The organism is Acidovorax sp. CF316 (assembly GCF_000276605.1).
In the GTDB taxonomy this organism is placed as follows: Bacteria; Pseudomonadota; Gammaproteobacteria; order Burkholderiales; family Burkholderiaceae_C; genus Acidovorax.
Map to the genome: position 1 here is coordinate 1 of NZ_AKJX01000056.1, position 10,281 is coordinate 10,281.

Sequence of the window (10,281 nt, forward strand, 5' to 3'; positions counted from 1 at the left end):
CGGCTGCGGCTCCAGCCGTGAGCATGCCGTGTGGGGCATGCAGCAGTACGGCTTCAAGGCCGTGGTGGCGTCGAGCTTCGGCGAGATCTTCTACTCCAACGCCATGAACAACCGCCTGCTGCTGGCCATGGTTAGCGAGACGGATGCGCAAGCCCTCATGCAGGAAGCTCGTTCCACCAGTGGCCCCCTGGCCATCGAGATCGACGTGGGGCAGCGCCAGGTGCGCACGGCAGGGCACAGCGCCCCGTTCACCATCTCCGAGCGGCACCGGCGCATGTTCCTCGATGGGCTGGACGTGATCGGCGCCTCGCTGACCTACCGCGCGCAGATCGATGCCTTTGCCCAGCGCCACTGGGCCGCGCAGCCCTGGGTGAAGGACGTGGCGCGGCGCACGCGGGAGCGGCTCGGGGCGCAGAGGCCCCAAGCGTGACATTCTGCGCACCCGGGCGTCAGCGCCTGGGGGGCGGGGGGCGGCAGGTCTCCTATAGTGGTGGATCGCCCTTCGCCATCCCATGTCCATGCAGACCTTCACCCTGACCCGCAGTGACTACGTCCTGGCCCATGAACGCACCACGGCCCATCTCCGGGCCCTTGCCAGTCGCAGGAGAGCCGCCTCGGCGGCAGGGCAGGGGACGGTGCGCAAGGCCCTGGTCCCGTTGGCGAAGGTGGCAGCATGGCTGCTGGTGTTTGCAGTCACCTGGGTCTTTTTGCAGACCCGTGACCCCGGCTCGCGTGCCATGGGCTATATGGTGTGCGCCGCCATCACGGCAGCGGTGACCCTGGTTCTGGCCTACGTTGCTGGCGTGGCGATGACCCGGCGGCAGTTGCAGGAGCAACTGTCGGACGATGGCAGCACGCTGTCCCCGCAATCCGTGGTGGTCAGCGAATCGGGTATCGAGCAGCATGCCAAAGGCGCCTTCTCGCGCCTGGACTGGGCGTTCTTCATCGCGCGCCAGGAAGACGAGGCGATGTTCTACCTGTTCGTCGAGCCCGGCATGTGCATGATGGTTCCCAAGGCGGTGCTGCCGCCCGAGGCGCGGGCGCTCATTGCGCGCCACCTGCCCCTGGCGGCCACTTGACCAGTGGCCTCGGGGCTGCCTGCTTTCAGGGCTTGGCCGCCTTGGCTGCGGCCTGCGCCTTCTGGGTCTTGTTGTAGACCTCCATCACGGTGGCGAAGTCGCGCTCGAAATTGATCGCCAGGAAGCTGTCGTTGCCCGGCAGCAGCTGGCGCAGCTTGGGCGAGAAGCTGTAGCTGTAGGAGCACTTGGTCACGCGGGTCTGCACTTCGGGCGAGACGTCCTTGCCCAGGGTCCAGGTCTCGGTCATGAAGGGCGGGCTCTCCCACAGCGTGCGGATGCTCGACCCCTTCACGTCGCCCTTGACCACCATGCGCTGGTACAGGTCGCTGGCCACGGCGGCGGCCGGGTAGAAACCGTGCATCACCCCGGTCACGGAGCGCTCGTGGCCGTTGGAGAACACCACCTCGTAGTTCTGGTCGGGCACCAGGCCCAGTGCGGGGAACAGGGCGCGCGGCGCCAGGTTGCCCGAGTTGGAGGTGGGCGTGGTGTGCGCGATCTTCTTGCTCACCAGGTCCTGCGGCTTGGTGAAGGGGCTGTCCACCCGCGAGATCAGGATCAGCTTGTACGAATTGCGCTGCCCGCTGGCCTTGTTGCCCGGCACGCCGAAGGGGGTAGGCTGGCCTGCGGCCACCAACTGCGGCACCAGGCCGGGGTTGACCTGGGCGAGCTGCACCTTGCCGGCGATGATGCCGTCGATCAGCTCCTTCTCGCCCAGCGTGTCGATGTTCACGCTGCGTTCCAGCGACTCCCCCTGCAGGTTTTGCAGGTCCATGTTGCCGCAGCGCGCCAAGTGGTTGAAGTAGTCACCCCAGATGAGCATGGTCTCGCTCTTGGCGTAGGTCTTGGGCATGGCCACGACCAGCTTCTCGCGCGTGCCGCCGAACAGCGGGGCGGCGGGTGCGGGGGCCGGCCGCGCGGCAGGCGCCTTGGCGGGCGGAGTGGCCGTGGTCTGTGCGGCCACGGGGCCCAGCAGCAAGGTGGCACCCGACAGCAGCGCGCACAGACGCGCATCCAGTGGCTTGGCAAACATGGTGTTCTATCTCCCTCGGTTCGTTCTGGTAAGCGGCAACGCAAGGCCACCGGGCAGCGCAGGCCGGCCGGGATGGCCGAGCGCTGAAGGAGGCTGTTGTGCGTTGGGAATGGATGCCCTGCGGGCGGCCTGCGGCGGCACGGCGGTGCGGCGCGGGCGCTGAAAGGGTGGCCAGTATGCACGAGGCGACCGGGGTGTTTGTAACCTTGGCGACTCGCGAGGCCGCGGTGTGGCGCGCGTGCCCAAGGGTCCACCGGCCACGGCCCGGTTGACGCGCTGTCAAGCGCCGAAACGGCGGCCATGGACAAGGTGGAGAGGGCGCAGCACGCGCGGCGCGGCAACAATCCAGCCACTTCGCAGCCCATCCCGATCGCCACCCGACTCCACCATTCCACCATGTCTCAAAACGCCCACACCCTGCACCTGTTCTTCGAGGACCCGATCCGGCTCAAGTACGCCCAGCTGGTGTACCAGTACATCGCCGAGGGCAACACCGCGGAAGCCACGCGCTGGGCCGGCAAGCTGGGCGTGGACCTTGCGGACCTGTGGGATGCCGAATGGTTCAATCAGCAGGTTACGGCTGCGCCCAGCTACCTGCAGCTGAACTTCGACACCGGCACCAGCGACCCGCTGCCCCTGTCACCGCTGGCGGCGCTGTTCGGCCACGGCCTGCAGGCCGCGGTGCTCGACGTGTTCTACGACCAGGTGGGCGAAACCCAGCGCATGTACTTCGACAAGGGCCAATGGGTGCCGCGCCAGTACTTCCTGGCGCTGTACCCGCACCTGCAGGCCATCGTCGAGCCCGCGCACGACCCGGACGATGGCGACGAACCCGGCGAACGCGCAGCAGCCGACGCGCACGACCCGGCCAAGCCCATGTCCGTCGCCCGCCTGCTCAAGGACGAGGCCAAGAAGCGCAAGGAGGCGCAGGAAGCCGCCGAGGCCTTCGTGGAAATCGCCAAGAGCATGGGCAAGAACGGGGTCAAGAACACCGTGGATGGCGTCATCGGCGTGCTGGTGCTGGGCTCGGCTCTCAAGGGGCTGCTGCACGCCGCGGTCTTCACCGTGGTCACGGTGCTGCTGTTCAAGGGCCTGTGGTTGTGGCTGGGCCTGGGCCTGGTGCTGGCCGTGGTGTTGCCGATGTATTACGCGGCGCGCACGCACCGGGAGATCAAGGGCGATGACGACGATGGCGACGACGACAGCAACAACGACAACGGGGCGGGCGAGCCGGCCACCGCCAGCCGCTGAAGGGAGGGACAAGCACATGCTGACACAGATCGAATGGTGGGGCGGGGTGATCTTCGTGCTGGGCGCACTGACATACCGGCTGGTGATGGGCGCGCTCGAAAAGAGCGAGGGCTACGACTGGTACCGCTGGCTGATGCGCCTGTTCTTCGTGCTGCCGGGTGTGCTGCTGGCGGGGTACTTCTACCCGCTGGAGCGCATGGAGCTGCAGTACGGGTACCTGGCCGCGCTGGCCGTGGCATTGCTGGCAGTGGCTGGGGTGCTGGTGCAGGAGGTCACGGGCGACGCCGAATCGGACAAGGACAAGGCCGCAAAGGCCGAGAGGGAGGGAGAAGAAGCAAGAAAACAGGGAGAGAAAGGCCAGGCCGAGGAGGAGGACGGTGAAGACGGGGAGCCTGGCTGGCTGATGACCACCGTGGGCGTTGCCGTGCTGTACAGCCCGGTGCTGACCGCCTGCGCTCTGGCCTGCCACAAGGCCTGGCCCATCGTTCAAAAGCTTTGAGGGGGGCATCGGATGGCCGCCCGTGCCCACCAGCCCGCTGCGGGATGCGGCGGCTGTTCGATGCCCTCGTTTTTTGGACGCCGATGGCGCTGGCGCAGGAGACAATGCCTGCCGGAGGCCTCGGCCTCTTTTTGCTGCCCTGTCCAAACCCCCTTGCCGGCTTGCCGCCCTCCATCCATGGCCCACGATTCGTTTTCGGAGCTCTTGTCCCTCTACATGCGCCGCATCCGCGCAAGTGCCTCGGGGGTGGCCACCGAGATCGGCCTGAGCCGCGAGGCCGTGAACAACTGGCGCAACGGCATGTCGGCACCCAACGCCCGCTCGCGCGAGAAGGTGGTGGCCTGCACCCGCTACCTGCGCCTGACCGAGGCCGAGGCCAACCGCCTGCTCAGCGCGGCCGGCTTTGCGCCCGAGTTTCCGCTGCAGGCCGAGGTGGAGGCCCCGGCCACGCCCGTGGGCACCACTGCCCAGGGGGCACAGGGCGAACAGCCCTTCGGCGCCTTCCAGGCCCGGCTCTTCGCGCAGCTTGCCCAGGCCATGCCGTACCCCATCTCCATGCTGCTGTCGCCCGCGCACTGGGGGCAGCCGCCCTTCCGGCTCGAACTGCTGCAGCGCGCGCGCCAGCAGTACGGCGCCGCATCGGTGCTACATATCCAGCCACCCTACAGCGTCAGCACCGCGCCCACCGAGTACTTCGCCGCCATCGGCCGCCAGTGCGGGCTGGGCGAGCTGCAGTCGGACTATGAGTTCGAATCCGCGCTGGAGCGGCGCCTTGTGGCCGGCGAGCGCCTGTTCTGCCTGGTCAGCCGCTTCGAGCAGGGCACGCCCGCGCTGCGCGAAACCCTGGCCGGCATCCTGCGCAGCCTGAGCGAGATGCACAGCGGCCGCCTGCACCTGCTGCTGTGCGGTGGCGAGGCGCTGGCCGACCTCAAGTACCGCAGCGGCGACATGTCGCTGCTCAACATCGCCCAGGTCAACCACTGGCCCGAGCCCACGCTGGACGACCTGGCCATCCTGGCGCGCCAGCGCTGGCCCGGCCACGACTGGCCGCAGCCCGTGCTGGCGCAGCTGCTGGACGCCAGCGGTGGCCACCCCGCGCTGTTCGAGGAAGGGCTGCAGTGGCTGGTGGAGCAGGGCGTGAATGCCACCCAGGCGGCGTCGGCCGCGCTGCGCACGCAGCTTGGCGGCAGCCCGCGCCTGTGGCAGACATTTCTGCCGCTGGCGCAGGAGGGCGCCCCGCGCGAACGCCTGCGCAGCCTGCTGCAGGCCGACGACCTGGGCCGTGCACGCCCCTACCTGCAGGACGACGACCTGCGCCGCCTGTTCTGGGGCAACCTCATCCACGTGCGCGGCACGGGCGATGCGGCACGCCTGCACTGGCGCTGCGACACCGTGCGCCATGCGGGCCTGATGGTGCTGGAGGCGGCATCCTCATGATCGAGCAGCTGAGGTCCTGGATGACCTGGCCGGTGGCGCGCGCGCTGCTGATCGCCGGCGTCACGCTGTTCATCGGCAGCGCGCTGCTCACGCCCCACCTGAACCCTGCCACCCGCGGATCGGTGCGCACCCACGAGAGCATCGGCCCCGTGTGGGGCGAGCTGGTGCAGTGGCGCGTGGCCCTGGTGCAGGCCAGCCAGGAGCTGGGCCACTGGCCGCCGGACATCCAGAAGTACGCGCCGCAGGTGCCCTTTCCCAAGCTGCGCGTCACCTCGCCGGGGCCGCTGCGCCTGCAGGCCGACGTGATCAACGACCCGGCGCTCGGCCACCTGGCCGGCACCCAGGTGCTGCTGCACATGACGCCCGACATGTACCACTGGACCTGCCGCCCCGGCAAGCCGCCCATGCCTGCCGGCGCGCTGCCCATCAGCTGCGCCGCCGGCCCCGAAAGCCAGGATGGCAAGGGCGACGACATGGAGCCCGAGGCGGTGCGCCAGAGCCGCATCGCCGCGGTGGAGGCGGCCGACCCCTTCGGCTGGCTGCGCAGCCTCATCAAGTGGTGCGCGCTGATCTTCATCGTGGGCGCCGTGGTGTGGGTGCTGCGCCACCCGCTGATCGGCCCCGCGCAGCTGCGCCCCGAGAAACTGCTGCGCACCCCTGTCTCGCGCCTGCCGCGCATCGACCAGCTGCTGCGCACCGTGGGCCGGCTGCGCGCCACGCTGGAGGCCGCCGAAGTCCGCACCAAGGACTGGCAGAGCGCCGTGCAGTTCGCGCACGACGACGCGGCCGACCAGTCCATGGTGCTGGCCGAGCGCGTATCCGCCAGCAGCCAGGTCAGCCGCGACTGGGCGTTGCCCGGCCTGGTGTTCGAGTGGCAGTTTCCGCCCGACCTGCCGGTCTCGCTGGACCGCTGCCTGCTCTATGTACCGCAGCCCGGGATCGACGAAGCCACCGTGCTGCGCCAGCTGCGCGCCGCGCAGACCGGCACCGATGTGCTGCTCATCCTGTGCGACCACGGTACCGAGACCCCCTGGCCGCTGCTGCGCGCCCACACCGACGATGGCGCCAACCTGCATGTGATGGTGGACAGCGCCAGCCAGACCGAATGGCTGCTCGCACGCGAACCGCTGCAGGTGCTGCTGCGCCTGCTGGCCGCCCAGCTGCGCGTGACGCGCATCTCGCCCTACCAGACCCGCGGCGGGGTGACGCGCGAGGGCTCCTTCTTCGGGCGCGAGCAGCTGCTGGCCCGCGTGGTCAACCGCGAGCCGGCCAACTACCTGGTGGTGGGTGGGCGCCAGCTGGGCAAGAGCAGCCTGCTCAAGGCCGTGCAGCGCCGCCTGCAAGGCCACCCCCAGATCGTCTGCCACTACGTCTCGCTGCGCGACCACCGGCTTTCGCCGCGCATGGCGCTGCAGTTCGGCCTGCCGGCCGACACGCCGCTCGAGGCCATCGTGGACCACCTGCAGGCCCAGTACACCGGCAAGCGCCTGTACCTGCTGATCGACGAGGCCGACCTGTTCTTTCGCGACGAGTCGGCCAACGGCTACCACCAGCTGTCCACCCTGCGCTCGCTCAGCGAAGAGGGCCGCTGCTGGTTCATGCTGGCCGGCTTCTGGGATCTGTATGCCACGGCCGTGCTCGACTACCAGAGCCCCTTGCGCAACTTTGGCGAGGTGCTGGCCATCGGCGGGCTGGAGCGCCCGGCTTGCAAGGCCCTGGCCACCGAGCCGCTGCGCCGCCTGCGCCTGGGTTTTGGTGGCGATGCGCTGGTGGAGCGCCTGGTGGATGCCAGCGGCCTGCGCGCCAACCTGGTCGCCATCCTGTGCCAGGAATGCCTGGAAGCTTTGCAGCCCGGCGAGCGCGTGATCGAAAAGCGCCATCTGGACCAGGCCCTGGCCTCCCAGCCCGTGCAGGACGCCCTGGCCGGCTGGGGCCGCCTCTCGCCCGACGACGCGGCCTGCCGGCTCGACCGCGTGGTGGTGTACCACGTCGCCCAGCAGGGCGAGACCAGCCTGGTCGCGCTGGCCGGCCTGCTGCAGGGCCATGGCGTGCAGGCCGACGCCCAGGCCCTGCGCCAGTCGCTCGCGCGCCTGCAACTGGCCTGGGTGCTGCGCCGCGACGGGGGCACCTACAGCTTTGCCATCCCGCTCATGACGGCGCAGTTCGAGCCCAGCGAGGTGGAGCTTTTGCTGCACCAGGAACTGGCGGTGATGGCCAGATCCTGACCAAGCCTTCTCTTTTTTTCTGACCTTTCTTTTCCATGGCCACTTCTCTTTCCGCCGCTCTGGACGACGATCTCGGCATCGATGCCTGCATTGAGGAAATGGAACGCCTGGTCCGCTCTGGCGTGCACCCGGACCGCATCAGCCTGTACCACGATGCGTCTGCAGTGCAATGGGCATGCCAGGCCCAATGGGTCTACTACGACGGCCCCGACGAGGCATCTGCCGCCCGGCGCGTCGACGCGCAGTTCGCGTTGCTGCGACTGATGCTGGAGCACGGCGCAAACCCCAACAAGCGCAAGAACCGCAACTCCACCCCTTTGGCCGTGTGTTGCCGGCAGTTCATCTCGTACTTCCAGGAGCGTGCGGTGGAGCGGCTGGCCCTGGTACTGGCGGCGGGCGGCGACCCGCGCCAGACCAAGGACCCCGCCATCTGCATGGCCCTGGGCCTGGGCGAGATGCGGGGGGAGATTTTCGACATGGCGTTCCGTGCCGATGCGCCAGCAGGGCACGCCGACGCCGTTTTCCAGGCCATAGACCTGCTGCTCAAGGCGGGTGCCGACATCGAGGCCATGGACCACCGCCAGATGTACACCCCGCTGCTCATGGCCGCCTTCATGGGCAGCGTGCCTCTGCTGCAGTTCCTGAAGGAGCGTGGAGCCAACGTGCACGCCACCAACCCCGATGGCTCCAATGCCTTGATGTACACCGCAGGCGACGTGGATGGCCTTGCCAACAGCCGCGCCGGCTTCTCCACCACCTGGCACCGCAGGGGCGACCCCGTGGCCACCACCCGCCAATTGATCGACTGGGGCCTGGACCCCGCCGCCGCCAACGCCCGCGGGCGCACCCCCCTGCGCCTGGCCGTGAACGCCGGCAACCTCGACGTGGCCGCGGTGCTGGCGGAGGCGCTGGCCGCCCAGGGCAAGCTGGGGGCGGCCGAGGTGCGCCTTTTCAAGGGCACCGAGTACCAAGCCCGCGTGGCTGCGTTCACCACCAGCGTGCAGCCCAAGAAGCCGGCCAAGCCCAAGAAGCCAATCAAGCCCAAGAAGCCAATCAAGCCCAAGGCGTCCGAGGATGTAGTCCAGCGCGCCACCTGGGATCGCGCCCTTGCACTGATCGACGGCCCCACCGACTGGCAGCCCAGCCAATACCCCGAATGGCTGCGCACCTGCCTGAAAGAGGTGATCGCGCGCCTGGCATCGGGTGCGGACCCCCGGGTCCCGCCCGATGTGCTGTACCTTGAATACCATGGCCACTTTCGCAGTCTGCGCTGGTCCCGCACCAAGTCCTATGTAAGCCGCAGCGGCGCAGTGGAACTGGAGGCCCAGGTGGTCGATTGGGCAAAGATGTCCGTCAGCTTCTCGCAGGTGGACAACGACAACTGGGTGCTGCGCGAAGCCATCGAACTGCCCATGGTGCCCCCAGGCACACCGCCCAGCACCGAAGCCCTGTGCGAAGCCGTCGGGCAGCTGTGCGCCAGGTACCTCAAGACCGTGGGGTGATGAGCCCCGCCAAACCCTTTACGATCCCACCCGTTGGCACACCTACAAACAAGCTGGTTCTGAAGAGGGAGAAAAACACATGCCATTGCCTTGGTCGATCATCGCCACCCTGGGCCTCGCCGCTGCGCTGGCCGCCTGCTCACCCGCTGTGCCCACCGAGTGGCGCGGCATCCCGGTGGTGAAGGACAAGCTCGTGAAGGTGGAGGACACCACCAACGACCATGGCCTGTATGCGGTGTACAGCGGCGTTTCGCGTGCGGAGATGTTCCAGCGGATGGCCGCGTCCATGGCGGGGGCGGGCTACACCAAGGTGGGCGAGGCCTTTGAAGGCAATGTCCACGGCTACACCAAGGGCACCGAGCAGCTGGCCGTGAAGGTGGACCAGTTCGGCGACGAAGTGTTCCTGGCCGTCTTCGATGCCAAGGGCAAGGAGCCCCTGGTGCACGGCGTGGTGTTCGGCCAGTACCAGCTGGGCGAGAAGAAGACCGGCCAGGAGGCCAAGGACCAGCTGCTCAAGGACCTTGCGAAATGACGGCGCTGAATCAACCCACCACCATGCGCATCCAGCTCGAATCCCCGCGCCAGGCCGACGTGGTGCAGCTCATCGACGACCTGGACGCCTTTCAGAAACCGCTGTACCCGCCCGAAAGCCACCACGGCATCGACCTGAACGCGCTGTCGCAGCCCAACGTGCTGTTTGCCGTGGCGCGCAATGCGGACGGCGTGGCCCTGGGCTGCGGCGCCATGGTGCTGGGGGCCGATTTCAGCGAGGTCAAGCGCATGTATGTGCGCCCCGAGGCCCGCGGCCAGGGCCTGGCGCGGGCGCTGCTGGCCTTTGTCGAAGCCGAGGCCATCGCGCGCGGCTGCACCCGCTTTGCACTGGAGACCGGGCCCCTGCAGCCCGATGCGCTGGGCCTGTACGCCCGCATGGGCTATGCAGAGTGCGGACCGTTCGGCGGCTATGCGCCGGACGTGCACAGCGTGTTCATGCGCAAAGAGGTGCAGGTGGCTGTATGACGGCGCCTGCCGATGGCACCACTGTGCGCCGGCTCACGGCCGACGACGCCGAGGCCTTCAGCGCGCTGCGCCGCCGGGTCGCTGCAGACAACCCTGTGCCCTTGGGTCTGGGGCAGCAGGAAGAGCTGGCCCGACCGCTGCAAGGCTTTCGCGACCAGTTGGGTGCTCCATCGAATGCGGTGTTCGGCGCCTTCGTCCAGGGCGAGCTGGCGGCCACGGCTGCCGCCACGCCCAGCGGGCC

General features: G+C 68.6%; 10 protein-coding genes and 1 pseudogene. 10 read left to right on the top strand and 1 reads right to left on the bottom strand.

Features of this window, described 5'->3' with window-relative positions:
* Both PMI14_RS06035 and PMI14_RS06040 read left to right on the top strand, forming a co-directional pair.
* Positions 1 to 430 (top strand): 3-isopropylmalate dehydratase small subunit 2 (locus PMI14_RS06035; RefSeq protein WP_007851226.1); only part of this gene is annotated, 430 nt, incomplete at its 5' end.
* Between the two features lie 88 nt (positions 431 to 518).
* Positions 519 to 1,079 (top strand): YcxB family protein, encoded by a 561-nt coding sequence (locus tag PMI14_RS06040; RefSeq protein WP_007851228.1) that lies wholly within the window; start codon positions 519 to 521, stop codon positions 1,077 to 1,079.
* 25 nt (positions 1,080 to 1,104) lie between these two features.
* On the opposite strand, the gene PMI14_RS06045 is transcribed toward PMI14_RS06040, so the two are convergent.
* Positions 1,105 to 2,109, bottom strand: coding sequence for a PhnD/SsuA/transferrin family substrate-binding protein (locus PMI14_RS06045; RefSeq protein WP_007851229.1), 1,005 nt, complete (start codon positions 2,107 to 2,109; stop codon positions 1,105 to 1,107).
* 396 nt (positions 2,110 to 2,505) lie between these two features.
* Between PMI14_RS06045 and PMI14_RS06050 the strand changes: the two genes are divergently transcribed.
* The 8 genes and pseudogenes from PMI14_RS06050 to PMI14_RS06085 form a co-directional block, all read left to right on the top strand.
* Positions 2,506 to 3,360: a hypothetical protein gene (locus PMI14_RS06050; RefSeq protein WP_108016726.1), complete on the top strand. Its 855-nt coding sequence runs from the start codon at positions 2,506 to 2,508 to the stop codon at positions 3,358 to 3,360.
* A 16-nt stretch (positions 3,361 to 3,376) separates the two neighbouring features.
* Positions 3,377 to 3,859 carry a hypothetical protein gene (locus tag PMI14_RS06055; RefSeq protein WP_007851233.1) on the top strand — a complete coding sequence of 161 codons (483 nt, stop codon included), beginning with the start codon at positions 3,377 to 3,379 and terminating at the stop codon, positions 3,857 to 3,859.
* 177 nt (positions 3,860 to 4,036) lie between these two features.
* Positions 4,037 to 5,296 (top strand): hypothetical protein, encoded by a 1,260-nt coding sequence (locus PMI14_RS06060; RefSeq protein WP_007851236.1) that lies wholly within the window; start codon positions 4,037 to 4,039, stop codon positions 5,294 to 5,296.
* On the top strand, positions 5,293 to 7,521 hold the full coding sequence (locus PMI14_RS06065) for an ATP-binding protein (RefSeq protein WP_007851238.1): 2,229 nt from the start codon (positions 5,293 to 5,295) through the stop codon (positions 7,519 to 7,521). Before PMI14_RS06060 ends, PMI14_RS06065 begins: the two co-directional genes overlap by 4 nt.
* Positions 7,522 to 7,556: 35 nt before the next feature.
* Complete coding sequence (locus PMI14_RS06070) at positions 7,557 to 9,023, top strand: ankyrin repeat domain-containing protein (protein ID WP_007851240.1); 1,467 nt, start codon at positions 7,557 to 7,559, stop codon at positions 9,021 to 9,023.
* Positions 9,024 to 9,102: 79 nt separating this feature from the next.
* Positions 9,103 to 9,555 carry a hypothetical protein gene (locus PMI14_RS06075; protein ID WP_007851249.1) on the top strand — a complete coding sequence of 151 codons (453 nt, stop codon included), beginning with the start codon at positions 9,103 to 9,105 and terminating at the stop codon, positions 9,553 to 9,555.
* Positions 9,552 to 10,040, top strand: a complete 489-nt coding sequence (locus PMI14_RS06080) for a GNAT family N-acetyltransferase (RefSeq protein WP_007851251.1) — start codon at positions 9,552 to 9,554, stop codon at positions 10,038 to 10,040. The genes PMI14_RS06075 and PMI14_RS06080 overlap by 4 nt, the downstream gene beginning before the upstream one ends.
* Positions 10,037 to 10,281: pseudogene (locus PMI14_RS06085) on the top strand (hypothetical protein); the annotation flags it as partial. The gene PMI14_RS06080 and the pseudogene PMI14_RS06085, both read left to right, overlap by 4 nt.

Coding starts and splice junctions, on each gene's coding strand:
- PMI14_RS06040 (WP_007851228.1), top strand. CDS start 519: ATGCAGACCTTCACCCTGACCCGCAGTGACTACGTCCTGGCCCATGAA.
- PMI14_RS06045 (WP_007851229.1), bottom strand. CDS start 2,109: ATGTTTGCCAAGCCACTGGATGCGCGTCTGTGCGCGCTGCTGTCGGGT.
- PMI14_RS06050 (WP_108016726.1), top strand. CDS start 2,506: ATGTCTCAAAACGCCCACACCCTGCACCTGTTCTTCGAGGACCCGATC.
- PMI14_RS06055 (WP_007851233.1), top strand. CDS start 3,377: ATGCTGACACAGATCGAATGGTGGGGCGGGGTGATCTTCGTGCTGGGC.
- PMI14_RS06060 (WP_007851236.1), top strand. CDS start 4,037: ATGGCCCACGATTCGTTTTCGGAGCTCTTGTCCCTCTACATGCGCCGC.
- PMI14_RS06065 (WP_007851238.1), top strand. CDS start 5,293: ATGATCGAGCAGCTGAGGTCCTGGATGACCTGGCCGGTGGCGCGCGCG.
- PMI14_RS06070 (WP_007851240.1), top strand. CDS start 7,557: ATGGCCACTTCTCTTTCCGCCGCTCTGGACGACGATCTCGGCATCGAT.
- PMI14_RS06075 (WP_007851249.1), top strand. CDS start 9,103: ATGCCATTGCCTTGGTCGATCATCGCCACCCTGGGCCTCGCCGCTGCG.
- PMI14_RS06080 (WP_007851251.1), top strand. CDS start 9,552: ATGACGGCGCTGAATCAACCCACCACCATGCGCATCCAGCTCGAATCC.